Annotated in this window: 26 protein-coding genes; 10 read left to right on the top strand and 16 right to left on the bottom strand. The window is 43.0% G+C overall.

Annotated features, from left to right (window positions below; translation table 11 throughout):
• Positions 1-62 precede the first annotated feature (62 nt).
• Positions 63-1,283, bottom strand: a complete 1,221-nt coding sequence (locus ACROAE_RS12595) for an alpha/beta hydrolase-fold protein (protein WP_432402233.1) — start codon at positions 1,281-1,283, stop codon at positions 63-65.
• Between the two features lie 202 nt (positions 1,284-1,485).
• Between ACROAE_RS12595 and mtnC the strand changes: the two genes are divergently transcribed.
• On the top strand, positions 1,486-2,166 hold the full coding sequence (gene mtnC, locus ACROAE_RS12590) for an acireductone synthase (protein ID WP_432402231.1): 681 nt from the start codon (positions 1,486-1,488) through the stop codon (positions 2,164-2,166).
• A 122-nt stretch (positions 2,167-2,288) separates the two neighbouring features.
• On the opposite strand, the gene ACROAE_RS12585 is transcribed toward mtnC, so the two are convergent.
• Complete coding sequence (locus tag ACROAE_RS12585; RefSeq protein WP_432402229.1) at positions 2,289-3,323, bottom strand: hypothetical protein; 1,035 nt, start codon at positions 3,321-3,323, stop codon at positions 2,289-2,291.
• 119 nt (positions 3,324-3,442) lie between these two features.
• On the opposite strand from ACROAE_RS12585, the gene ACROAE_RS12580 reads away from it, so the two are divergent.
• Positions 3,443-3,865 carry an acyl-CoA thioesterase gene (locus ACROAE_RS12580; RefSeq protein ID WP_432402227.1) on the top strand — a complete coding sequence of 141 codons (423 nt, stop codon included), beginning with the start codon at positions 3,443-3,445 and terminating at the stop codon, positions 3,863-3,865.
• Between the two features lie 46 nt (positions 3,866-3,911).
• Positions 3,912-4,169, top strand: a complete 258-nt coding sequence (locus ACROAE_RS12575; protein ID WP_432402225.1) for a GNAT family N-acetyltransferase — start codon at positions 3,912-3,914, stop codon at positions 4,167-4,169.
• Here ACROAE_RS12575 and ACROAE_RS12570 read toward each other — a convergent pair whose 3' ends face one another.
• The 7 genes from ACROAE_RS12570 to ACROAE_RS12540 form a co-directional block, all read right to left on the bottom strand.
• Positions 4,170-4,562 carry an acyl-CoA thioesterase gene (locus ACROAE_RS12570; RefSeq protein WP_432402411.1) on the bottom strand — a complete coding sequence of 131 codons (393 nt, stop codon included), beginning with the start codon at positions 4,560-4,562 and terminating at the stop codon, positions 4,170-4,172.
• 303 nt (positions 4,563-4,865) lie between these two features.
• Positions 4,866-5,381: a hypothetical protein gene (locus ACROAE_RS12565; protein WP_432402223.1), complete on the bottom strand. Its 516-nt coding sequence runs from the start codon at positions 5,379-5,381 to the stop codon at positions 4,866-4,868.
• 270 nt (positions 5,382-5,651) lie between these two features.
• Entirely contained in the window at positions 5,652-6,131 is a 480-nt protein-coding gene (locus tag ACROAE_RS12560) for a hypothetical protein (protein WP_432402221.1), read from the bottom strand.
• A gap of 239 nt (positions 6,132-6,370) precedes the next feature.
• Complete coding sequence (locus ACROAE_RS12555) at positions 6,371-8,164, bottom strand: AMP-dependent synthetase/ligase (RefSeq protein ID WP_432402219.1); 1,794 nt, start codon at positions 8,162-8,164, stop codon at positions 6,371-6,373.
• A 140-nt stretch (positions 8,165-8,304) separates the two neighbouring features.
• Positions 8,305-9,597, bottom strand: coding sequence for an ABC transporter permease (locus tag ACROAE_RS12550; protein ID WP_432402217.1), 1,293 nt, complete (start codon positions 9,595-9,597; stop codon positions 8,305-8,307).
• Entirely contained in the window at positions 9,594-10,463 is an 870-nt protein-coding gene (locus ACROAE_RS12545) for an ABC transporter ATP-binding protein (protein ID WP_432402214.1), read from the bottom strand. Before ACROAE_RS12545 ends, ACROAE_RS12550 begins: the two co-directional genes overlap by 4 nt.
• Before the next feature lie 36 nt (positions 10,464-10,499).
• Positions 10,500-10,877 carry a GntR family transcriptional regulator gene (locus ACROAE_RS12540; protein ID WP_432402212.1) on the bottom strand — a complete coding sequence of 126 codons (378 nt, stop codon included), beginning with the start codon at positions 10,875-10,877 and terminating at the stop codon, positions 10,500-10,502.
• A 94-nt stretch (positions 10,878-10,971) separates the two neighbouring features.
• On the opposite strand from ACROAE_RS12540, the gene ACROAE_RS12535 reads away from it, so the two are divergent.
• The 4 genes from ACROAE_RS12535 (at position 10,972) to ACROAE_RS12520 (ending at position 14,855) form a co-directional block, all read left to right on the top strand.
• Positions 10,972-12,639, top strand: a complete 1,668-nt coding sequence (locus ACROAE_RS12535; RefSeq protein WP_432402210.1) for an alpha/beta hydrolase — start codon at positions 10,972-10,974, stop codon at positions 12,637-12,639.
• A 2-nt stretch (positions 12,640-12,641) separates the two neighbouring features.
• Entirely contained in the window at positions 12,642-13,376 is a 735-nt protein-coding gene (locus ACROAE_RS12530) for an ABC transporter ATP-binding protein (protein WP_432402208.1), read from the top strand.
• Entirely contained in the window at positions 13,376-14,509 is a 1,134-nt protein-coding gene (locus tag ACROAE_RS12525; protein ID WP_432402206.1) for an ABC transporter permease, read from the top strand. The genes ACROAE_RS12530 and ACROAE_RS12525 overlap by 1 nt, the downstream gene beginning before the upstream one ends.
• 121 nt (positions 14,510-14,630) lie before the next feature.
• Positions 14,631-14,855, top strand: a complete 225-nt coding sequence (locus ACROAE_RS12520) for a hypothetical protein (protein ID WP_432402204.1) — start codon at positions 14,631-14,633, stop codon at positions 14,853-14,855.
• 101 nt (positions 14,856-14,956) lie between these two features.
• On the opposite strand, the gene ACROAE_RS12515 is transcribed toward ACROAE_RS12520, so the two are convergent.
• Positions 14,957-15,172 carry a hypothetical protein gene (locus ACROAE_RS12515; protein ID WP_432402202.1) on the bottom strand — a complete coding sequence of 72 codons (216 nt, stop codon included), beginning with the start codon at positions 15,170-15,172 and terminating at the stop codon, positions 14,957-14,959.
• Between the two features lie 371 nt (positions 15,173-15,543).
• The gene (gene mog, locus ACROAE_RS12510) at positions 15,544-16,077 is read right to left on the bottom strand and encodes a molybdopterin adenylyltransferase (RefSeq protein WP_432402200.1); all 534 of its coding nucleotides are present in this window, start codon (positions 16,075-16,077) and stop codon (positions 15,544-15,546) included.
• Between the two features lie 121 nt (positions 16,078-16,198).
• On the opposite strand from mog, the gene ACROAE_RS12505 reads away from it, so the two are divergent.
• Positions 16,199-16,774: a type II secretion system protein gene (locus ACROAE_RS12505; RefSeq protein WP_432402198.1), complete on the top strand. Its 576-nt coding sequence runs from the start codon at positions 16,199-16,201 to the stop codon at positions 16,772-16,774.
• Positions 16,775-16,929: 155 nt separating this feature from the next.
• Here ACROAE_RS12505 and ACROAE_RS12500 read toward each other — a convergent pair whose 3' ends face one another.
• The gene (locus ACROAE_RS12500) at positions 16,930-17,550 is read right to left on the bottom strand and encodes a TetR/AcrR family transcriptional regulator (RefSeq protein ID WP_432402196.1); all 621 of its coding nucleotides are present in this window, start codon (positions 17,548-17,550) and stop codon (positions 16,930-16,932) included.
• A 400-nt stretch (positions 17,551-17,950) separates the two neighbouring features.
• Between ACROAE_RS12500 and ACROAE_RS12495 the strand changes: the two genes are divergently transcribed.
• The gene (locus ACROAE_RS12495; RefSeq protein ID WP_432402194.1) at positions 17,951-19,186 is read left to right on the top strand and encodes an efflux RND transporter periplasmic adaptor subunit; all 1,236 of its coding nucleotides are present in this window, start codon (positions 17,951-17,953) and stop codon (positions 19,184-19,186) included.
• Between the two features lie 11 nt (positions 19,187-19,197).
• Positions 19,198-22,335 (top strand): efflux RND transporter permease subunit, encoded by a 3,138-nt coding sequence (locus ACROAE_RS12490; RefSeq protein ID WP_432402192.1) that lies wholly within the window; start codon positions 19,198-19,200, stop codon positions 22,333-22,335.
• A 101-nt stretch (positions 22,336-22,436) separates the two neighbouring features.
• Here the strand turns inward: ACROAE_RS12490 and ACROAE_RS12485 are convergent, their stop codons facing one another.
• The 4 genes from ACROAE_RS12485 to ACROAE_RS12470 all read right to left on the bottom strand — a co-directional run bounded on the left by ACROAE_RS12485 (position 22,437) and on the right by ACROAE_RS12470 (position 25,472).
• A complete protein-coding gene (locus tag ACROAE_RS12485; protein ID WP_432402190.1) occupies positions 22,437-22,991 on the bottom strand; it encodes an NlpC/P60 family protein in 555 nt (184 codons plus the stop codon).
• A 98-nt stretch (positions 22,992-23,089) separates the two neighbouring features.
• A complete protein-coding gene (locus tag ACROAE_RS12480; RefSeq protein WP_432402188.1) occupies positions 23,090-23,674 on the bottom strand; it encodes a TetR/AcrR family transcriptional regulator in 585 nt (194 codons plus the stop codon).
• Between the two features lie 569 nt (positions 23,675-24,243).
• Positions 24,244-24,804, bottom strand: coding sequence for a BON domain-containing protein (locus ACROAE_RS12475; RefSeq protein WP_432402186.1), 561 nt, complete (start codon positions 24,802-24,804; stop codon positions 24,244-24,246).
• Between the two features lie 173 nt (positions 24,805-24,977).
• Positions 24,978-25,472 (bottom strand): hypothetical protein, encoded by a 495-nt coding sequence (locus tag ACROAE_RS12470; protein WP_432402184.1) that lies wholly within the window; start codon positions 25,470-25,472, stop codon positions 24,978-24,980.
• Between the last annotated feature and the right edge of the window lie 217 nt (positions 25,473-25,689).

Genomic DNA, 25,689 nt, shown 5'->3' with positions numbered 1-25,689 from the left:
CCATGATAACGTGTGTCACAGGACAGCTCGGCCCTGTGACACTTTACATTGACTGGTGTGAATTATTGTTGAGGCTGTTGAAACTTAGCTAATTGCTGAGTGTATTTGTTCAGATAAAACGGATGTTCAGTATTTGCTAAGGCTTGTTTTTCAGCCGCTATCGCTTTAGTTAACTCGCCTGAGTCCGCATATACTATGGCTAAAGCATGATACGCGCTATGCGCCTCCGGATAAGCATTTAGCGTATCTTGATAGACCGCAATCGCTTGTGCAGGATTATTGTCAACAAAACTGTCTCCAAGTGCCAATAACGAATCAATAGCGGGTACATCAAAACCATACACGTCATCAGACAAGCGTTTATAGTAGGCTAAAATCGCACTCGTTCCTTGTTGTGATATTGCGGAGTCTGCAGCCAATACAGTATGCACATCGTTAAATATCATCTCGATACCCATGGCCGTCGCCAAAATGGGTTGCGTCATATAATAACTGCCATCAAAGCGTTTTATTTTATAACTCAGTTGCGCATTGGCGTGGGTTACAAGCATATCTTCAAGCATGGCAAACGAGTCGAGTTGTCTTTGTTCAAAATCGCTGTCACTGGTGCTCATAAACAACAATCTTTGCTTACCCTTGAGAGTGTTAAGCCGCTTAGACGCATCGTTTAGCACAAAGGCAAAATCATCAGACAGCACAGGGCTGGCAGCAATATAAGCATTAAATAACTGAGGGCGATTGAGTAAGCTATGCAACACTAAGCCAGCATTGCCAGTAAAGCCGTTAAAAATTCGAAAGCCATTGGTGCGGTATTGCTTGTCGATGGCGGGCAGCAAATGCTGTTCAAAAAAGTCGAGTAATCCTTGATCGCCTCGTTTCTCAATCGCGGCAGACTTTAACTCCCCCAACCCTTTATGGCCATTTGGCGCAGTAATAATAATGGTGTCTAACCACGGCCAACCACCATTATGGCTCATCCAATCGTGCATACCGCTTAAATACAAATGACTGCGAGGATGGAGATCCAATAACACCACATAACGTTTGTCGGGGTGCTCGGCATAGCCATGAGGTAACGTCACAACAAAGTCGGCCGCGGTGCTAAATGAGTTTAAGTTAACGCTGAGGATCTCGGTTTGCGGCTGTGGAAATGCATCAATTTTCGGCGCATTCGCAGCATGGGTATTTACAGCGATGACACTCAGTAACAGCGAGCCAATAAACAGGCATCGCCCCCATAAATTCAATCCCTTAGTGGTGTAGCCGTTAATTACTGTAGCCATATTATCGTCCTTGTTTTATACACCTTGTTGAACCTAACAGACCCACTAACACAAGGCAATTTAGCATTATCTAAATCTAGCTCACATCTTGTACTAAAAGTCGTCAAACCTCGACGCTATATAATCAATAGCACTAGCCTTAGCGGCCAATAAAGCATAGGATCATCATTAAGTTAATTATTGTTTGGGAGTCACAAATCTTATGAGTATTAGAGCTATCATCGTTGATACCGCCGGTACCACTACCGATCTTAACTTTATTCAGGATGTGTTATTTCCATATTCACGCACTGCAATGGCTGAGTTTCTTGAGCAAAACCAACACAATGTTTTGGTTGATTGTTGCATCAGCGACATTAAAGATATCGCCCTTGAGCAAGATGCCTCGTTAGCGCGTGTGACCGAAATTTTACAGCAGTGGATCGACGAAGACCGAAAAGTTACTCCTCTGAAAACCTTACAAGGTTTGATTTGGAAGCAAGGCTACAATCGTGTTGATTTTACAGGGCATATTTACCCTGACTTTATCGACAGCATTGAGCGCATTAAAGAAAAAGGTATCCGTATTTATAGCTTTTCTTCAGGTTCTGTCGAAGCGCAAAAACTGTTATTTAGCCACTCTGACTCAGGTGATTTAACCCCTTCATTTAGCGGCCATTTTGATAGTCGCACAGGCAATAAATTAGACAAGCAAGCCTATTGCAACATTTGCAATACGATTAGCCTCAAGCCAAAGCAAATTTTGTTTGTGTCAGATGTTGCTGAAGAGCTAAAAGCCGCTGCAGCAGCGGGAATGACAACCTGCCAAATGCTTCGCTTTGCCGGCCAGCGCCAAGCAGATTGTAAAAAAGTGACCAGTTTTAATGAGCTGAATTTTGACTAAGCCTCAGGTTTAAACAATATGACTAAAAAAACGACCTTAAGGGTCGTTTTTTGTTTTCGTTAAAAGCAAAGCTCGTTCACCCAACTCATCTTATTTACCTAGCTCACCATAACTCACCAGACTTAACTGGGAAACGCCGGCGAGATGCATTTCTTCACTTCAAAATGGTAACCATATTCGCCATTGATATCAGGAGTGATCTCTAAAATTTCATAATCATTAAGTTCTACCACATGCGACTTCGCTGACTTTTTACAACGCGATTTGGCATTGGCCTCAAGCTGGAACGCAAATAAGGCAATCGCTTTACGCACGCTCGAAAAATACTGGCTGCGTAGTTGGTTATAAGGTTGTTTAGCAATTTCATCGATAGCGTCTAATTCTTTTTCACGCTCTATTTCTGCCGCCGTTTTAGCTTTAGGTACTGGTTTAGGTTTCGGCTTCACCTCTTTTGCTAGGCCGCTCGCAACCAAAGCCAAATCGTTTTCGACTATTAACGCTTCTTCAGGTTGGGCTTCAACGAGTTGCACTACTTGCGGGTCGTCTAAGGCTTTTTCTACTTGGCCGTAAAGATCCATTAACATGGCCAAGTGATACAACACCACAGCCGCAAGCACCACTCGCACCCAAAATGTGGTGCGATGAAAATGTTGATGATTAATCAGTCTAAAATTAGTCACACCAAAGGGACGTAATAAAAACGACACGCTAAACATTAGCGGGAAAATAAGCTGTAAAAGCAACAACACAATACTGCTCATAATCACGCTCCACGCAGGAATATAAAGCAATATTGCAAAGTTGTGAGTGTAATTGAAACTGTTCGATGCCACGCCCACTACATCGTTTACCACCGAGCTTGAACTGGCAACCGCAAAGTTAGCTACAATGGCATAAAACAATAATAACACCGCCTTACCCGCCAAACTGTGCCACATACGTTCAAACAAATGCCAAAACTCAATCGACATTGCGATAACACTAATCACTGCTACCCAAACCACAGAGTCTGTAGTAAACAATAATACTATCGCAAGCAGATACAACTTTTGCGGTAAGCTTAGTTGGGTTTGTAACCTTGTTAGCCGTGCTGAAAATACCGCCCAACCAGACGACAGCCATGTGCTAGAGGTGGTTAATAATGTCGGTTTTGGCAAGATAAAGTCCTTATAAATTGTCGGCCAGTGGCCATAACCCTTGTTGTTCCGTCTTGTGACTGGTAGATTAACGACGCTTTCAAACAAGCGTTTAATTTCAATCTCACACAGGGTATCCCATGGAAGACTTTTTAGCCAAACACGCTATCAGCACTCAAATTCAAGTCGCCTGGGGGGAAATGGATGCACTGCAACATGTTAATAATTCGGTCTATTTTAAGTATTTTGAAACGGCGCGTCTCGATTTCTTTAATCAAATTAACCTACTTGCCGACTTAAAAACCACTGGTGTAGGCCCGGTATTAAGCGAAACTAACGCCCGCTTTAAGCGCCCGCTGACGTTTCCTGACTCAATTATTGTAGGCATCAAAATTAGCGACATTACAGAAGACCGCTTCGTGATGCATTACACCGTGTTTAGCCAGGCTCAGCAATCGGTCACCACACAGGGCTGGGCTAAAGTGGTGATGTTTAACTTTAAAACGGGGCAAAAAGCCAAATTAACCCCAGAATTACTGGCCGCCCTATCGAAGCATCAGTAAATGTCTGTAATAAATATTGAAATCAATACACTACAAGGATAACACCATGAGTAATCAAGACGTCGTCACCGTAGAGCACCAAGCCGAACAACATCGTTTTGTGGTCAACATTCAAGGCGTTGAAGCCATGCTTGAATACCACTTAGCGGACCAAAGCATTGATTTTCATCGCACCTTTGTTCCACCAGCATTGCGCGGCCAGGGGATTGCAGAAAAGCTAGTGCGTACTGGACTGGCATGGGCAAAATCTGAAGGTTTTCATATTAATGCCAGCTGCAGTTATGTGGTTAAGTTTTTGCGCTAATTAGCCGTTAACCGGACCCGTTAACGCAGCTAATTGCTGGCGCACATTGTCGGCCAATGGTTCGCTTTTTTCGGTTTGATAATTGTAATGCACCATGGTGGTAGTGGCTTCTGCGGTCTTTTTACCGTTTTGCCAACAACTTTGTAAAATATCAAAACTACTGTTGCCTAAACGGCTAATGTGAGTTTTCACCGTCACTTCAGTGCCGTAGTAGGTTGGCGCGGCGAAGGCGATGGTAAAACCGGCAATAATCATATTCCATTTAGTTAAATCTTGCCCTGGATTTACAATATCAAAAATCGGCTCACGCGCAGCTTCAAACCACACAGGGATCACGGTGTTATTGATGTGCCCTAAAGCATCGGTTTCACAAAAACGCGGTTTAAGGGTCATGTTAAATTGAGTGTCTGCCACAAAAAAGTCCTTTCTTATTATGTTGAGTCCATTGATGTTTTTCGATGAACAAATGTCATTAACCCATTCTAACGACACATCTCACTCAAGGTCATTAAAAATGTCTTTATTGCGAAGGAATTATTGGGGCATGTTAGGGGGCAAACAGTAACCATCTAAAAAATTGAATAAAATTATTTTCTCGATTGGGAATCGTACTCATCTATGATGGCCAAAATCAACTAAACAGACAAAATGCCATCAAATATCGGCTTAAATCATTGTCACTCTAAAGCCAAACAACTAGAACTTATTTCCATGCTTAGCTTTGTCTGCTGCAACTTCAGCCGCTATTTCAGCACGAACTTCCTTGATGTCCTCTAAAGCATCAAACTGATACTCAACAAAAATTTGATAGTATTTACTCTGTAACAGGTAAAGTGACATGAATAAAACAATGACGGCTAACAGATATGCATAAATAAATGTGGCCTCTTGTGCGATTAAAAACACTGTCGGCAAAAATATAATAAATAAAATATAGAAATACCATTTTAAGACTTTTACAGCAAAGAAAGATCCTCTAACAATTGCATAATTGAAGCCATTGAAAAGAATTACTAATGCCGCAAAATATAAGAATAGAAGCTCGCTCCCTATATCAACTATACCAAAATAAAACTCTAAAATGAGAAAATTTAAAAGCGATATGGCAAGCATCATGAATAGTATCGTAGCTAAAAAAGCCCCTATGGACTTCATAGGTGGAAATAATCCGACAATATCGCCATCACTTTTCTTTTTAGTTTGTCTTTTCATCAATCAGCGAGCTCTTCATATATACCAATAGCCATTGTTTCAATTGTTCCATTGAATAGGCTACCAGAAACGCTCATTGAAACTCCAACGGCATCCATTAAATGTAAACGAAATTCATGGATAATTTTTATGTTGCCTTTTCGAGCCATTAATTTTACTAACTCACCTGAAATAACTAGGTAAATTAAGGCGGGTAACGTCCAAGGACTGATTACACTTTTTGACCAATAAAACAGATCTACAAGTGAGTTTAATCAACGAAGAGCGGTTTTAATATTTAGCGCCTTCTTCAGCAGCTATCTCCGCAAGAACAGATTTATAGTCTTCAACACTATTTAATCGATGTTGAACAAAAAATCGATATTTTTTACTGTCTAAAATAAAAATTGAGCTCATCGCTAAAATTGCTGAAACCAATTTAGCAATAAATAATTCCACGGAAAAGTCTTCTATTATCACAATAGGGATCAGTAAAACTAAGAGAGCATATTGGAATAGCTTTAGAACCTTGACGGCAAAAAATGAACCTAGAATAACTTGGTAATTCACCAAGAAAAAAATGATAGATAAAACGGCTAACACGCCTAAAATTGCTTCTGGTGAAGGGTCAAAATAAAAACTCAATGCAATAGATGCCCCTACACCTAATGATATAGTCATCAGCACAGAAGCAATTAAAAAGGCTATAAATGACAACAAGGGAGGAAATCCCCCAAAAGTAACATCCTCACCTTGCGTATTTTTCATCATTCAACACTCATATCTTCAAAACATCACTAGCAATTTTCTAGCTAAATGATTGTCATAAAACGACTGAGTGCTAGATCTAAAAACAGGCTTTCCATTTACCGTGATAATTTCCATAGTTCCCTCTATGCTGCCTAATTTTAAAATAGAGTATTGTACCGCTACTGAACTACTGACAATTATCACTAAGTATTACTAAAAAGGACGCGAATGCGTCCTTTGGGGGTGTTCTTGATGAAGCGTTACTGCCCATACATGGCATTAATTTCACTGTGATATTTGCTATAAATCATTTTACGTCGCAGCTTTAGTGTTGGAGTGATAAGTCCAGATTCCATCGAGAATGCTTCGTGCAACAAGGTGAATTTTTTGATTTTTTCAAACCCGGCTAATTCATGTTGTAACTCGATTAAGCGCTGTTCAAAATGCGCCACCACTTGCGAGTGACGCAGTAGTTCAATAGGGTTTTCAACATGTATGCCCTGCGCAGTGGCCCAGGTATTTAACGCTTCAAATGCTGGCACAATAAGCGCTGACACGTAATTGCGTGCATCGGCAATAATAGCCACTTGTTCGATAAACGGGCAACATGCAACCTTACCTTCAACGCGCTGTGGGGCAATGTATTTACCGTTAGAGGTTTTCATTAACTCTTTGATGCGGTCGGTAATATACAAGTTACCTTGCTCATCAATACGCCCGGCATCACCGGTTTTTAGCCAGCCGTCTTCAAAGGCTTCGGCGGTGTCATCGGGGCGATTGTAATAACCACGCATTACCGTGTTGCCACGGACTAAAATCTCATCGTCTTTGCCCAGCTTGATTTGCATGGCATCTAACGGCTTACCGTTTGAGCCTGGCACGCGATTATCTAGGGTATTACATGTTACTGTGGCACAGGTTTCGGTCATGCCGTAACCACACAACACAGGTACGCTAATACTGTGGAAAAAGTTACCCACATTGACATCGAGTGCCGCGCCGCCCACTGGCATAAATTTAAGTCGGCCGCCGAGCACCTGTTGTAATTTGCTGTAAACCAGCTTGTTCGCCAGCGTCCACTGGGCACTTAACCATAAACTCGATTTAGCACGGCCTTGGTCTACTTCAAATTGACGCTTACCGACTTTCATCGCCCAGGCGAACAATGCTTGGCGTGCTTTAGGCGCTTTACCGACTTTGTCGTGAACGGCACTGTAAATTTTTTCTAAAAATCGTGGCACGACACATAAGGTGTGCGGCTTAACGGCAACCAGAGCTTGTTTAATTTTATTGGTGTCATTTAAATAAACATTATGTCCGCCACGACACAATACATACATGCTCCAGCCGCGTTCAAATACATGGCTTAACGGCAAAAAGGCTAAAGACACATCACCGGCGGTAAAAGGTAATTTTTGGTCATGTTGATTGATCATCGAGGCAAAATTGCGGTAATCGATCATCACCCCTTTTGGGTTACCAGTTGTGCCAGAGGTATAAATCAATGTGAGCAAGTCATCAAGATTGGTATTGGCTAGTCGGCTGGTTAACTCCTGGGTCACACTTGGATTAAATTGTGCGGTTAATAGCGAATCAAAATACAGGTGATTGTCAGCGCGTAAGCTAACATTGGCATCAAACACGACAATCTGTTGCACACAGTCGGCTTGAGCGGCAATGTCACACGCCATGTCATATTGCTGCTGATCACCGGCAAAAATTAATTTTGCTTGAGCGTCATTAACAATAAACACCGCTTGTTCAAGTGTACTGGTTGGATAGACAGGCACCACTACATTACGCGCTTTAAGTGCACCAATATCAGCACAAGTCCACTGTGGGCAGTTTTGTGACAATATCACTACTTTGTCTTGCACTTGTAAGCCAAACTCAATCAGCAGCTGGGCAACAGTGTCAGTTAATGTATTGAATTTATTCCAAGTAACAGTATGCCAAGGAGCTGGCATTTCGAAGCCTTCTAGAGCAATATTATTGCCTAAAGACTGACTTTGCTGTTGCAGAAGTCGTACGACGTGGTATTGATTTAATGACATTTAACAGTGGCCTTTTTAGCTTACAGGTGTTCCGCTTTTTGCATTCTACCTTAAGCCAATTAAAACCATAAGAGCTTTTACTCTATAAGTGCGATTAACATCACGTTCACAAGCAAAACTGATAAACAACAAACGCCGGTTTAAGGCGCGGTGATGCCATGCTTCCAAAGTTGACGTTTACCCCAGCTTAATGCCAACACACCCACTACGGCTAACGGAATATCCCACAATAGCCACAGGGTAATACTGTCGCCATCTCTTAGTGCGGCAAAACTCATCGACACAATTATCGAGTGTACAAACACCACCAACATTGCCGCGGTTGCTTGGTGGCTATTACGGCTTGCCGACCCAGTGCCGAGCATAATTGCGCAACCCCAAAAGGTGCTTAACCCTAAGTGGACTAAAAACAATAAGCTAAATTGTGGATAAAACAAGAATTGCAATAAACCAATCCCTGTGACAATGAACACCATAGCCGCAATAAAACGATATTGGCTGTAAAAAAAGGCGTCTTTCATCCCGTTTAACCCGCTATAACAAGGCAATAAAAATAAGCTTTCGGTGGCACGCCAACGCTGAATACGGCTCCAATGAATAATCGCACAGCTTATTACCGAGAATTGAGCAATTAAAAATATCGCAGGCAGATTAAAGTCAAACAGCCACGAAAACAGCATTAACCCGATAGCAATAACAGGCAGGGCTAACATCATCATGGTTAATACTGGGCCAATAAAGAAATTCATTGGATGAAACAAGCGCTCGAATCTGCTAATCCACGCGAAACCTTTAATACTTGGTAACCACATCAAACCCATTTGCACAGCATTGAGATACACCACCCGAGCATCGCTGTTCCAGCGCAGTTGCCGACACAAAACAGTCACACGATAAAACAGCATAGCGACAATGATTAAACTGGCCCACTGCGACACACTAGAGGCGAGCTCGTCTAAAAATGGCACCATAATAAACAGCGCAAAAGATAAGTGAAAATAGTGGCTACGCCACAAGCAGAGCCAAATAAATCCAAGCCCTACCGCAACGGCTAACCACAATTGCGCTATCACGTCATACGCCGAAAAGATCACACACGCCAACACCTGCAAACTAATAATAGCCACTGCAATAGTCAGTGCTTGTTGCAATACATTGGCTTGATAACCCGGAATTAATTGGCTGTACTCAGTCGCCACTAAACGATTTAACTGCCAGGCAATACTGGCAGCGGCAGAGACTGTCGACATTGCAAAAAACAAACTCACCACGTCGGTTTTTCCGCTGATTAACAACACAATCCCCAATACCAACCCAAGCAGGCTTGTGCCCAAAAAGCTGACACTGCCTAAGTCATATAACCATAAGCGCAACATCCCTTGGTATGGTTTACGCCATGTAGCTAGTGGGCTGTGAGTTTGCAGCGCACTCATCGGTGCAGCTCCATAAATAACTGTTCTAAATTTAATGATTTTTCATTTTGTACACCTGCAATAACCTCTGGATTACCCTGGGTGTCCACCAGCACGGTTTGCCCGGTTTGGCTTAATATTTTATAGTTTGCAGGTAACTGAGTGTCATCGCTAATACTGAGTAATTTAACCTCTTCGCGCAGGGCATCAATTTCTTTAAACAGCACTAACTCGCCTTTTTTAATTAGTGCAACATGGCTGGCGACACGTTCTAAATCGGAGGTGATGTGCGATGAAAATAAAACTGCCGAGCCAGAATCGAGGGCGAGATCAAATAAGTCACCCATAAATTGCCGACGGGCGATAGGGTCGAGGCTGGCAACGGGTTCGTCGAGTAATAACAAGCTTGGTCGATACGCCATCGCCATGATTAATGCTAAAGATTGGCGCTGACCGACAGACAGTTTTTGCACGGCTTGAGTGACATCTAAATCAAAACGTTTTAACCAGTCTTGCTCTAAGGCGATGTCCCAATGGGAATAAAAACTGCGGTGCAATTCTAAGGCTTTATCGATGGTGAAGCCTTCATAACCAAAAGGCTGTTGTGGTACATAGCCAATACGCTGTTTTGCGGCAATAGATAGCGCTTCAGGCGATTCACCTAAGGTGTTGATGTTGCCGCTGTCGATATCGACAATCCCTAACGCGCAACGCATTAATGTCGATTTACCCGCGCCGTTTTGACCGAGTAATCCTACCACCATGCCAGGGTAAAGTGTCATCGACAAATCGTTCAACACCTTATGTCCGGTTGCAGACTTAGTTGTCTCGGCATAGATTTTATTGACTAGATTAAACTGTAAAACGGGCTTATCTTCGGCTTCCATGTTCGACTTTCCTATCAACATTCAACTAAATAATAACTACTTTTTATCCCAAAACTGCTTTAACAATTGCTGTAACTCGTCGTAATCCACACCTAATTGTTGTGCTTGCTCAACTAATGCGCTTAACTGCGGTGCTAATAAACTGCTACCAGAAGCATTATTCGCAGAGGTTCTGGCGGCCACGCGAGACGGCTGGCCACGACGACGCTCAATCCAGCCCTGGTCGACAAGTTGTTGCATCGCACGCGACACTGTCATTGGGTTTACCGCCAAATGTTCGGCCAATTGGCGCACTGAAGGTAGTACATCTTCAGGGTGCAATTGTCCGCCGACAATTAAGCGCACGATTTGATCGTGCAATTGTCGATAAATGGGTTCGCCACTGCTGGGATTGACATTTAGTAATTCTAACATTAGCCTTTAGTAACTGTATTAATACATTGATACACTCATACACTAGATGTTAAGGTATCATAATCGTCATGAAATGCAAAAAGGAAACGTTCCGATGATCAACAGGAAGTTTATCAACACAAGCTCAATATCGCGATTACGCGCTTTAGGTTTATGCCAATCGGTAACTCGCGCTAGCCGCTGGGTTGCAGTGGCAGTGGCCATTTTGCTTGCTAACAACAGTGCTGCAGATACCGCAGACACCGCAATGACTGCGCCAGCTAAAACAACTACCTGTTATTTAGATGGCCTAGACGAGCAGTTTCAATGCGGAAAAATCAGCGTACCAGAAAATCCAAAGCAACCTGACGGTAAGCAAATCGACATTCATTTTGCAATTTTACCCGCAATTAAAAACACCCACCCAGATGAAGCGCTATTAGCCATCGCTGGCGGCCCAGGCCAATCGGCTATCGAAAATGCCGCAGGCTTTAACAGCATGTTGACTAAGGTACGCCAGCAACGCGATATTTTACTCATCGACCAACGCGGTACTGGCCAATCAAATATTTTGAGCTGCGATGACGGTGATTTAAATACGCTCAGCGTTAATGAAGACAACCTCGACATGCTGGCGATAACCGAAAAATGTTTAGCGGAGATTGATGCAGACGTCACCCAATACGGCAGTAACACCGCATTAAAAGACTTTGAAGCGGTTCGTGAATATTTAGGTTACAAAAAGCTGCATGTTTACGGTATTTCTTATGGTACACGCATGGCACAGCTTTATATGCGTCATTACCCTGAAGCACTAGCCACGGTAACATTAGACGGTGTAGTGCCTATGCAGCAGAGCGTCGTCGCCATTGGTAGCTCCATTGAACGGGGTTTAAATGTGCTGTGGCGCGATTGTAAAAGCACTCCTGAATGTCAGCAGCAGTTTCCTGATTTAGTCGACAAATACAATCAAGTCGATCAACAACTTGCAGATGCACCGATTAGCCAAAAAGTGCGCGACCCACAAACCGATGAACCTAGCGACTTTTTGCTCACTCGCAGTAAGTACTCAGGGGCTATCCGCATGGCAATGTATATGCCCAATATCCGTGCGCTTATTCCTCACGCGATACACCAGGCAGCACAAGGCAACTACCAACCCATTTTAGGTATTTACGCCTTAACAGCCGACAGCACAGGCATTGCCATTGGCATGCACGCGTCAATAGTATGTGGCGAAGATATTCACCGCATTACCGAACAAATGCGTAAAGATGCTAAAGAGTCTTACATCAGTGGCAGCATGCTAGATGGACTAGAAAAAACCTGCCAGGTATGGCAAATGCCCCCTGAAGATGACAGCTTTAGCGAGCCCGTCGACAGCGACATACCCACCCTATTATTGTCTGGCGAGCTTGACCCTGCGACACCACCAAACTGGGGCGCATTGGCACAAGAAAAGCTTACCAAGTCGAAGCATTTTATTGCACCTTACGCGACGCACGGAGTGGCCTATCAAAGTTGTGGTAATGATTTAGTGGCTCAATTGGTTGAACAAGGATCATTAAAAGACATTGACGGTGAATGTTTACAAAAAGACGTACGCCGCAGCTTTTACCTCAATGCCAACACGGTAGAAATACTACCGGTAGCCGCAACCTCTGAACCAGAATCAACAGAGGCTAAAGCAACAGACACCAAATCGACAGACGCTGCACCGGCAAGCTCTGACACTCAAACCGACACAACAGCGCCAGCCACCACTGCTGCAGATAAGGAATAGTCATGATTACTGTTGCAAACTTAACCAAAAAAATTGGCGATGTGCAGGCGTTAGACGATTTAAGCTTTAGCGCTGAAAATGGTCAAATCACCGGGTTACTTGGGCCTAATGGCACCGGAAAAACTACTTGTTTACGCACCTTATTTGGCTTACTTAAGCCTGACTCTGGCACTGCCACAGTAGACAATATTGATGTAGCGATTGACCCAATAGGTGCAAAAAAGCAATTAGGCTTATTTCCTGATCCATTTGGATTGTACGAGCGCCTTACACCGCGTGAATACATTAGTTTCTTTGCCGAGCTCAGCGGCATGTCACGCAAGCAAGCCAAAGAAGCCACAGCCAATGTGATTGCGCAATTAAAGCTAGAAGACATTAGCGACCGTCGCTGTAAAGGTTTTTCGCAAGGTCAGCGGATGAAAACCGCACTGGCACAAGCCATAGTGCATCAGCCAAGTAACATCATTTTAGATGAGCCCACCCGCGGACTTGATGTGATGAGTACTCGCTTACTGCGCGACATTTTATTGCAACTCAAAGCGAAAGGTCACTGTGTATTGTTTTCAAGTCATGTCATGCAAGAAGTCGCCGCATTATGTGACCGCGTCATTGTGATGGCAAACGGCAAAGTAGTCGCCATTGGTAGCCCTGACGAACTGTGTCAGCAAACGGGCAAAGACTCACTAGAAGATGCATTTATCGAACTTATCGGTACTGACGAAGGGATTGCAGCATAATGAAAATGATACTCGCAATGGTGCGCAAAGAGCTTATTGATGCCGCACGAGACAAACGCTCTGTCATGGCAGGTTTATATTATGCCATGGGTACGCCACTGATCATGTGTGGCCTATTTATGGTGTTAATTGGTCAACTGTCTAGCCCAGAAGATCTTAGCATCAAGATTAATAATGCCAATAACGCCCCAGATTTAGTGCGCTACTTAAGCAATAACGGCATTAATCATGGTGACGATGACGAAGCGAAAAAAATCATCTTAACCATCAGTGACGATTACGCAGCAAACATGGCCAAGGCCAAACCGGCAGAAGTGTTATTGGTTGCTGATAACTCAGATGAAAAGCTGCAAAAGTCTATTCGCCGTCTTGAGCGTCAATTACAAACGTACAGTTCGGAAATGGGCAGTATTCGCTTAATTGCCCGCGGGATTAATCCGCGCATTACTCAGCCAATCAAAATCAATGTTGAAGACAAGGCCACGGCAGATTCTAAAGGCGGGATGATCTTAGGCATCGCTATTTTCACCATGATGTATTCAGTGTTTATTTCTGGCATGAACCTCGCCATCGACACCAGTGCTGGCGAACGTGAGCGTAACTCACTGGCATTACTACTCAGTCACCCAATGAGCACCCGCGAATTAGTCATCGGTAAAATTATTGCCGTAACCTGCTTTGCACTGCTGGGACTCATTTTAATCTTGCTGGTATCAAAAGTAGCTTACCCCTTTGTGCCTTGGCAAGAAATCGGCTTTACCGTCAACATTAGCCAGGACTTTATGGGGCTTATGTTCCTGGTCGGTATCCCTGTCGCACTCATGGCAGCGACCTTGCAATTGTACGTGTCGTTTATGGCCAAAACCTTTAAAGAAGCGCAATCATACTTAACCATGGTGTTATTTGTACCGCTGGCACTGTCAATGGCAGCCAGTTACAACATTGCCCCAGACGTATTGCAGTGGTTACCGGTATCGGGTCAACAACAAGCGTTAATGGACTTTATTAAAGGCCGCGAAATCCCAATGATGCAGTTAATCGTGTCATCGGTGGCCACCTTAATCATTGCTGTGGCACTGGCCGCAGGATTAGAGAAGTCACTAAAAAGTGAAAAAGTGGTCTTTGGTTTATAAGCTTTTGTACCAAGAGTGACTAATAACGAATAACTGATAAAAATATGTAAACGTCATCCAGCCTTCGCGGCAATCCGTTAAGGCTGGATAATATACAAGGTTGAATAATTAAGGAGTGATTATGAACGATGATATGGCGATTATCGCACTGGTATTTATCGTAATTGTTGGTACTACGGCATCCGAAATGTTTAAGCACTATTTAAAGCACAAACAAAAAGCCGAAGCCGATGGTCTCGCAGACATGAAAGCACAAAACCAGGCATTGATTGAGCGCATACAAGTGCTAGAAAGATTGGTAACCGACAGCGACTTTGAGCTCAAGCAACAGTTTAAAAACTTGTAGTATTTGTGCGGATGTGCCGACGACTAACGGTACAGGCAAAGTAGTCGGCTATTCTTGTTAACAATGTGTTTTTTTGAAAAAAATACATTAGTAATACTAAACTATTTTATATTTGGATATAGGTAATCTAAAATAATCATAGCTGCAAAGAGGAGCATATCAATCATAAAAATAACATAATATATTTTAAAAATACGTGTAATTTTTGTTGGAATACAATCTTTTAAATGAAATAAATTATATCGTTTAGCATACCAGTCAAACATAAAAACACTTGCATAATGAAGTATTCCATGTCCTGTTAAAGAAATATTCACGCTCCCCCTCCAATACCCCTTCTACTGACTTAATACATGATTTGTATATGTATAACAACATTGGCAACAAAACAAATAAACCCAAAAATACAAAGCTGCTGCCTAATAAAAGTCCTATGAGATCTGTTGTTGACATTATTTTTCCATCACCTCATACAAAAGTTCTGCTTTATCTCCTATATAATTGCTCCCATGCTTAGACCCCAAATATCCTCCAGCACTACCAGCGATGATTCCACACCATAGCAAGCTAGTACCACCACTAGGAAGACTTTTTTTCTACATCACAATGGTTATAAAACGTATCGTCTGAATTTAATGTTCATCCTCACGACACGTTTTAACATAGTAAAAGCTAAATGTTTTTAGACTTACTTCGCTTTAGGTCTAAACGGCTTTATTACCGCTTCGTCACACACCAAAAATGGTCCGTCCATTAAGTCGATGCAATACGGAATGGCAGGGAATACCGCGTCTAAACATTCACGGATAGACTTAGGTTTGCCGGGTAAATTCACTATTAGCGAATCGGCACGTAGCCCTGCTGTTTGACGTGATAAAATAGCTGTAGGAACAAACTTTAATGACTCCGCGCGCATCAGTTCACCAAAACCTGGCATCATGCGGTCGCACACAGCTTCGGTTGCTTCAGGGGTGACATCGCGTTTTGCAGGGCCGGTACCACCCGTGGTGACAATTAAGCAGCAATCTTGGTTATCAGCAAGATCAATCAAGGTGGCTTCTATCACATCTTGTTCATCTGGGATCACCTTGTATACAGGCTCCCACTCTGAAGTTAAATACTCACTCAATACATCAATAATAGCTTTACCAGATAAGTCTTCATATATACCCGCGCTCGCACGGTCACTGACGGTCACGATGCCGATTTTAGCTTTACTCATGGTGATATTTCCCTAATGTGGGGTCATTAACCTCGATTAGCATGGAGGTTAATTCAAGAATTTAGTTATAGGCAGCTAATCTACCAAAAAACATCTACATCACAAAATTACAGACCCATAAATGCAAACCGCCTCAAAAAATGACATCAGCCAGGCGGTTCCTTATACTAATCGCAGCTATTCAAACATTGGATTTATTATGCAAAAACAACAACGCGGTTTTACCTTAATTGAATTAGTGGTAGTGATTATTATTTTAGGAATTTTGGCCGTGGTCGCCGCGCCGAAGTTTATAAACTTAAAAAGTGATGCGGTCATAGCCAATTTAAATGGTTTACAAGGTGCATTGAAGTCGGCTAATACCCTAGTGTATTCAAAGGCAGTATTGGCAGGTCAGGAAAAACTCGACCCTGGTTCGGTGACATTGAATGGTAGTGCTGCCAGTACAACATTGGGATATTTAACGCCTCTTGGAGCTAATGTTACACTGGCTCTTGATGGTTCATTTGAAGTGATGGTTAATGCAAATGATGCGATTAATGCTGATTGGGGAATATTCAACGTACCTGGCGGAGCATCTATGTACATAGTGCCTAAGGGGTTTGCCACGTTTGACGGCTGTAACTTGCTTTACAATGTAAACACTACTAATGCATCAGGTCCAATATCTTACGGTATTACCACTAGCGGCTGTTAATTTCCCTAGCCCTATTAAACCTCCATATAAGCCCACAATATTGATACTGCCTGCAATGACTCGTGCAGTATCAGTATCAATGCTTATGTTGAGTTTACAACCTTGCTTACGTGTAAGACTTATAGGTGTTTAAAACTGATAAACGTTTAAAAACATTAACGCTTAACACTAACCGTTAAAATACCTTCGGCAGCCATAGTCGCGACTTTTTGCAACTCATCAACGCTTGCCCCTTCCGACGCCTGCATCGACAAACCTTGAAACAATGCGGTCATCAGGCTAGCCAATACCACAGGTTCACAACGCCCTTGTAATTCGCCTTTGAGCTTAGCTTGCTCAAATCGATCGGCCAACTGTTGCTTATGCTTTAATTTACGCGCTAACACGGTTTGTTTAATCGACTCGCTCGCTTCACTACACGACAATGTGCTGTTAATTAATGCGCAACCTTGTGGGTGGCTGCAATCGGTAAACTGGGCAGCAGCACCGAGCAATAATCCGCGGATGACATCGGCAATGTGATCGTGCTGAAAGGCAATATTAAACAGTGAGTCTGGTCGATTTTCATATAAGTCGATAGCTTTAAAGAACAACTGCTCTTTATTGCCAAATGCCGCATATAGACTGGGTTTTTTAATGCCCATCGCCTCGGTGAGTTCGTTTAAAGAAGTCCCTTCATAACCATTACGCCAAAACACATTAAGCGCTTGCTCCAAAGCGATGTCGATATCAAACCCACGTGGGCGACCAACACAAGCGGCTTTAGTTATTGTCATAAGTTGTACCTCATATTTTAACGAACCCTTTATTATCATAGTGTTAAATAAAAACACTAATCTAAGGCGGGCATATTTATGCGCATTATTAAACCACAAATTGTGCTAATTGTGTGCCGACTTATCACAAAATGAGTGATTAATTACCCATTGATGTGCGCCACAACAAACACTTTGTCGTATGTGCTTATTTCATCTTCACACTAAATGAACATTTGGTCAAAATAATTTCATACTCATCGGTACAAAATACGTTGACAGGGTTATTTTAATCTATATATTACCGTTCGGTACAGAACAATTTCATACCGACCGGTATAAAACTGTAGCAACAGACAAAAAGTAACGCAACCAGTAGCCCGTTAAACAACGTAAAAGCTATTGATTAGAGGAAAGTAACATGACTATATTTAAATCAATTCAATCCACGTTGTTAGTTAGCCTAACGGCATTACTACTTGTGGCTTGTGGGCAAGCTCCAGCGCAACAACAAGCAGGTGCACCTGCAGCCCCTGAAGTGAGTGTTGCTAACGTCATTCATGAACGTATTACCGAGTGGGACCAGTTTACTGGGCGCTTACAAGCACCAGAAAAAGTCACATTGGTACCGCGCGTGTCGGGTTATATCGAATCAGTAAACTTTAAAGAAGGGGCATTGGTTAACAAAGGCGATGTGTTGTTTACCATTGACTCAAACGTGTTTACCGCTGAAGTCGAACGTCTTCAAGCTGAGCTAACCAGTGCGCAATCGGCTAACCAATTGGCAAAAAATGACTTTGACCGTGCAAACAAATTGTTTAGTCAACAAGCGGTTTCTGAAGAGTTAATTGATACTCGTCGCAGCAACATGCACCAAACAGCTGCGGCTGTAGCCTCGGTGAAAGCGGCGTTAACCAGTGCCAAGCTAAACCTTGAATACACCCAAGTCACCGCGCCAATTACTGGCCGCGTATCTTATGCCAATGAAACCGCGGGCAACTATGTCACTGCGGGACAAACTCAGCTGACTAGCCTAGTTTCAATCGAAAACATGTATGCGTACTTTGATATCGACGAGCAAACTTACCTTAAATATGCATCGCTTTCAGTTGAAAACAAACGCCAGGATCCACGCTCAGGTAACAACACGGTATTAATGGCATTGGCCAATGAAACCGAATTTACTTATCAAGGTGTGATCGATTTTGTCGACAACTCAGTCAATCAACAAACCGGTACTATCCGTGTACGAGCTACGTTTGCTAACCCAGACAACATGTTAATGCCTGGCTTATTTGCCCGTATTAGTATTGCAGGTAGTGCGTCATATCAAGGTATTTTAATCGACGACAAGGCCATCTTTACTGACCTAAGCAACAAGTACGTGTTAGTGGTTAACGATGAAAACACCCTTGAATACCGTAGCATTACTTTAGGTGAAAAAATCCACGGCTTACGTATCGTAACCAAGGGTTTGCAACCAGATGAGAAAATTGTCGTAAATAGCTTACAAAAAGTGCGTCCTAGCGTCACTATCACCCCAAAATTGACCGAAATGGCCGAAAGCAGCCAAATAGAAGCGCTGCACCAGGCGCAGTTACTATTTGATAATCAGCCGCTCACAGCACAAGTTGCTGATGAAGCAAGTCAAGGCTAAGGAATACTTTCATGTTGTCGCAATTCTTTATTAAAAGACCGATTTTTGCCGCTGTTTTATCGCTATTATTTTTTATCTCTGGCGCGATAGCGGTTTGGCAATTACCGATCACCGAATACCCAGAAGTGGTACCGCCAACGGTGGTGGTAACCGCTAACTACCCTGGCGCAAACCCAAAAGTAATCGCCGAAACAGTCGCATCACCGCTTGAACAAGAAATCAACGGCGTTGAGAACATGCTTTACATGTCATCTCAAGCTACCTCTGATGGCCGCATGACCTTAACGATCACGTTTGCGATTGGTACTGATGTTGATTTAGCGCAAACCCAGGTACAGAGCCGAGTTGAACGTGCTAAGCCACGTTTACCAGAAGAAGTACAGCGTTTAGGTATTGTGACCGAAAAATCATCACCAGACTTAACCATGGTGGTGCATTTAACCTCACCCGATAACCGTTATGACATGTTGTACTTGTCTAACTATGCGGTGTTAAAAGTTAAAGACGAACTCGCACGGATTGAAGGTGTAGGTGCTGTGCGCGTATTTGGCGCGGGCGACTACAGTATGCGTGTGTGGTTAGACCCTAATAAAATGGCTGCTATTGGTTTGTCGCCAAATGATGTCGTTGCCGCTATTCGTGAGCAAAACCAACAAGCTGCCGCAGGTAGCCTAGGTGCTCAACCCAGTGGCGAAAGTGATTTTCAGCTACTGATTAATGTAAAGGGTCGTTTAAGTAATGTAGAAGAATTTGAAGACATTATTGTAAAAGTAGGCGACCAGGCTCAAATCACTCGCTTAAAAGATGTTGCCCGTGTTGAATTAGGCGCATCAACTTATGCACTGCGTTCAATGCTAGACAATAAAGATGCTGCGGCATTGCCAGTATTCCAGGCGTCGGGCTCAAACGCGATTCAGATTTCTGATGACGTTCGCGCCAAAATGAAAGAGTTGTCGGCCACCTTCCCAGAAGGCTTAACTTACGACATCGTTTATGACCCTACGGTATTTGTACGTGGTTCGATTGAAGCGGTTGTTAAAACCCTGCTAGAAGCCATTTTACTCGTGGTGTTAGTCGTGGTGCTGTTTTTACAAACCTGGCGCGCTTCTATTATTCCATTAGTGGCGGTACCGGTTTCGCTTGTCGGCACGTTTGCCTTTATGCACTTGATGGGCTTCTCGCTTAATGCATTATCATTGTTCGGCTTAGTGCTGGCGATTGGTATTGTGGTCGACGACGCCATTGTTGTAGTGGAAAACGTTGAGCGTAATATCCAAGAAGGTTTAGCACCTTTAGCGGCCACGCAAAAAGCCATGAAGGAAGTGACCGGCCCGATTATCGCCACCACATTAGTATTGGCAGCGGTATTTATTCCAACGGCATTTATGTCAGGGTTAACCGGTCAGTTCTATAAACAGTTTGCCTTAACCATTACTATTTCGACCTTTATTTCGGCGATTAACTCGTTAACCTTAAGCCCTGCATTAGCCGCATTGTTGCTTAAGAGTCATCACGATAAGAAAGATATTTTAACCCGTGGCATGGACAAAATGCTCGGCGGTTGGTTATTTGCACCGTTTAACCGCTTCTTTGCAAAATTGTCAGACGGTTACGGCTGGATAATGAAAAAAGTGATTCGTTTTGGTGTGGTTGTGGGCGTGCTGTATGTCGGCTTAGTCGGCGTAACAGGCTTACAATTTGCCAGCACGCCAACAGGTTACGTGCCAGGCCAAGACAAGCAATACTTGATTGCCTTTGCACAACTGCCCGATGCCGCATCACTTGATCGCACCGAAGCTATCGTGAAAGAAATGTCGCGTATTGCACTCGATCAACCCGGTGTCGCCCATGCAGTAGCCTTCCCTGGCTTAAGCATTAACGGCTTTACCAACAGTACCAATAGCGCGATTTTATTTACACCGCTCGATGACTTTGCCGACCGTAAAGATCCATCGTTATCAGCTGGCGCCATTGCCGCAGCGTTAAACCAAAAGTTTGCCGCGATTGACGGTGCATTTATTGCCATTTTCCCACCACCACCAGTTCAAGGTTTAGGGACAATTGGCGGCTTTAGATTACAAATTCAAGATCGTGGAGATTACGGTTACGAAGAATTGTATAAAGTCACCATGCAAGTAATGCAAAAAGCGTGGGCAACACCTGAGTTAGCCGGTGTGTTCTCAAGTTATCAAGTCAGCGTGCCGCAACTTGAAGTTGAAGTAGACCGTACCAAAGCCAAGCAGCAAGCCGTATCGTTAGACGAACTGTTTGCCACGCTACAAGGTTACATGGGCTCGGTTTATGCTAACGACTTCAACCAATTTGGCCGTACATACCAGGTAAATGTTCAAGCTGACGAACAGTTTAGACAAACACCAGAGCAGATTTCTCAGCTCAAGGTACGTAATAATCAGGGTGAAATGGTACCGATTGGCTCGTTTATTAACGTTGCCAATGTCGCAGGTCCAGATCGCGTTATGCACTATAACGGTTTTACTACCGCAGAGCTTAACGGCGGTGCAGCACCTGGGTTTAGTAGTGGTGAAGCACAAGCTGCGATTGAAAAAATCTTAGCTGAAACACTGCCTAATGGCATGACTTACGAGTGGACTGAAATCACCTACCAACAAATATTGGCAGGTAATGCGGGCGTGTATATTTTCCCATTAATCATTTTATTAGTGTTTATGGTATTAGCCGCGCAGTATGAAAGCCTAAGTTTACCACTGGCGATTATCTTGATTATTCCGATGACGATTCTGTCGGCAATCAGTGGCGTATTAATTTACGGTGGTGATAACAACATCTTTACCCAAATCGGACTGATTGTTCTGGTGGGACTGGCGACCAAAAACGCCATCTTGATTGTTGAATTTGCTAAAGAGCTGCAAGACAAAGGATTATCACCATTCGATGCCATTCTTGAAGCGGGCCGCTTACGTTTACGCCCAATTCTAATGACGTCTATCGCCTTTATTATGGGTGTAGTGCCGATGGTGTTCTCGAGTGGCCCTGGTGCCGAAATGCGCCAAGCCATTGGTGTTGCAGTGTTTGCCGGTATGATTGGGGTGACCATATTTGGTCTGCTACTGACACCGCTGTTTTACTATGCATTAGCAAAACGCAGTAAGCCTGTAGAAGCTGAATAACCAGCGACCTCATTAGTGTAAAAACAAAAAAGAGGTAAACCTTACGGTTTACCTCTTTTTTATTATCTATCTCAAACGCAGGTCAAGCTCTGGTTTACGGGTTAATCCTGATATCGCGCGTAATCAACTAAACTGGCTATCGACATATTTTGCTGTTCTATCGGCTTGTTTAGGCGCTTAGCAAACCAATAACGCGGTTTCCAATAGACATTATTTAAGCTAGAAATCTTAACGCCTTTTTTGGTTGAAGCGTGTAAAAACTTATCCTGGCCCATGTAAATCCCCACATGGCGTGCGGTTCTACCTGTTTTAAAAAATACTAGATCACCAATAACAAGCTGACTTCTTGGGACTTCTTTACCTAAAATACGTTGCGCATTAACCGAACGCGGTAATTTACTGCCCACAATGTCTAGGTAAGCCAAATACACAAAACCCGAACAATCAATACCGTTACGGCTCAGGCCACCTAAACGATAGGGTGTGCCTTTCCATTGATCATGAAAACTCAGTAAGTTTGACTCACTCCACTTAGGCGGCTCAAGCTTAAGCATAGGTGGAACTACCACAGGTTTAGGGGCTCGCACCACTGGCGGGTTAGATGCACACGCAGACAACAACACCACTAAACAAGCAAATAATATTCTTTTAGCCAACTCGACTCACTCCAGACCCGAAAAAATCACCGAAATATAAAGACCTTTAGATAAATACACAATCAAAATACGTCACAAGCCACTGAATAAAGGTTAATTTAACGGGTAATCAGCTGCATACATTGCACAATGGCGCGCTTTGCTGCTGTTTTATCCGCTTTAATTTGACAGCGTAGCATAGTCCCCTGCCAATTTGACCAAAAAATGTTCGATAATACGTTCGCGGTCATATCGGTTTTAATAAAACCTTGCTGCTGACCTTGTTCAATAAGCGCATTAAACAGACTCAACCACTGGTCAAACAGTTGATTAAGCGTTTTATGCAATAAGGTCATTTGCGGATTGACTTCAACCAATAAATTACCCATTAAACAGCCACGGGGCTGACTGTCACTAAACAAAAATTCAATCAGTTGATGGTAACCGCCTAATACAGCTGTCACATTGGTTTTAAAGCTAGCGTTAGGGTCCATGGCAATCGGCGCAATACGTTGGCCAAAATAGTATTGTGCGACTTCTGCGGCAAACGCCTCTTTACTGGCAAAATAGTGATAAAACGAGCCTTTCGGAATGCCCACTTCATCAAGAATAAGTTTAATCCCAACAGCGCTGTATCCATGTAAAGCAAACAGCTTTTCACCGACAGCACAAATTGACTGCTTACTGGTAGTATTTTTGTTCATAGGATCTCCAATTTTGGCGCTACGATAAACAAAAATAGACCAGTCGTCTATTTATTTCCAGTTTATCGATAACATTGGACACAATTACGGATAAAATGATGAAAAAGAACAGATAAGGTATTGGCGTAAAGTCTTGGTACAAGTTCTGAGTAGTAAAACTACGATGCTCAGGTCTGTGTGAAAAAGTTAGCGGGTATTTTGCTTAATAGATTCGTCTAGCAACTGTTGAATGTCTGAGCGTTGTTGGCGACGTTCATCATCGATATGTTGATTCACCCGCTGCTCACACTGTTTTTGCTGGTCATACTAGCTTATGGGATCGGTCGCCTTGTCTGTTTGCGCCTGGCATAACATGCTACTGCAACCGCTTAACAGTGCACTCGCAGCCACAACAAAAACAGAGCAATATCTCGGTGATACTACCAAATAATCGCGGCTTATTTTGTCATCATGCATATCATGCTTGCCCCCAGTAAAAAGTTACTCCATTAAAAAGTGACCCTATTAAAAATTGCCCCATAAAAAAACCAGCCCGAAGGCTGGTTAATAATATGCTATATCAATCACGATTACCCAGTAATGCGTAACTCATCGACAACCTCTTTAACGTCATCGGTATTTTTGGCAATGGTTAGGGCTAAATCACGTTCGGCATCACTCGACACCGTACCTTCTAAGGTGACTACGCCATTCTCAACGTCTACATCAATCTCGGTACCCGATATGTCGGTTGAAAATAATAAACGCGTTTTCACCACGGTTGCCACTTTCGAGTCAGTTAAGGTGTCGACTAAAGTATCACTGTCATGATCTTTGTCGCTGCTGTGCTGCTTCATCACCGTTAATTCGTTATTAACTTCGTTAACGCCATCGACACTTTTTACTAATTCTGCAGCCAGCGCTTTATCAACACTGCTGTTTACTTTACCCGTTAAGGTCACATTACCGTCGATTACGTCGGTATTAATATCAAAAGAGTTTAAGTTGGTGTTTAACAGTAACGTGGTTTCAGCTTTACCATCAATCCATGCATCTTTTGCATCATCCTGCCAATCTTGAGCTGCGTTTGCAGTAAATGCCATTGAACCAAGAACGATGCTTGTTAATACTGATAATGTAGTCTTTTTCATAAAGATATTCTCCATTGTTAGTGTTAATGCTGTTTTACATATTAGGTAATGCGCGAACTGTGCCAAGTTTTATAACAGTCTGTTTTAAATTAACTTGTTATTTTATTCCACTGTAAATCCGTTAATAGCAGTGAGTGAATATCGGACTTTTTTACCGACATGATGTAAAATTTTCAGGGTGATGGAGTCGACTCGTTAAACTGCAAGTTTTTCATGCTGTCGCAGCTTATTTGCAGCGATGCGATGCCCTCAGCCAATTGCCGGGTGACTTGTTGGCTATTGGCACGCTTAGCGGCAAGTTTCAGTCGATTTAACACATACTGTTCTGCGGTAACCAGTACCTTAATGGCTTTTGCCAAACGCTTTTGTTCTATGGCTCTCTCTGCTTCGGCATAAAAAGGGCTCAGCGACGGCCTTAACGTATTAATACTCTCAATCGTTTGCGGATATCTCGGCTCAACCTGCTTAAACAATGCCGTTAGTCGGCTTAAGATACTTTTTCTGATCTCTGCCATATGGCTAAAAATACGTTTGATATTGTAGTCGTCGGCCCCCTTTGTGGCCTGGGTATAAAACTGTTGTCCTGCTTGGCATAAATCAATGGCTTCATTGAGTAACCATAAGTCGCTTCCGTCGTGCATAACCTCATTTGATCGTGTTCTATTCAACGTCATATCTCCTTATCATTAGTTAATGATTATCATTAACATGCATGATGACTTGCTAATAAATGTAAAATTAAGTCATTATGTTTACTTGCATAATCCGTGCACATTGACAAAGTTTAATTAACCTACTGATTTTAAATTGTTATGCTAATAAACAAGCCTCGGGGAAAACGCCGAACAGGAAAAAATTACCGCCTGTAATTGTCAAATCTACATC

The sequence above is a fragment of the Shewanella sp. MF05960 genome (genome assembly GCF_050849305.1).
Taxonomy (GTDB): Bacteria; Pseudomonadota; Gammaproteobacteria; order Enterobacterales; family Shewanellaceae; genus Shewanella.
This window is presented reverse-complemented; position numbering and strand designations above follow the sequence as displayed.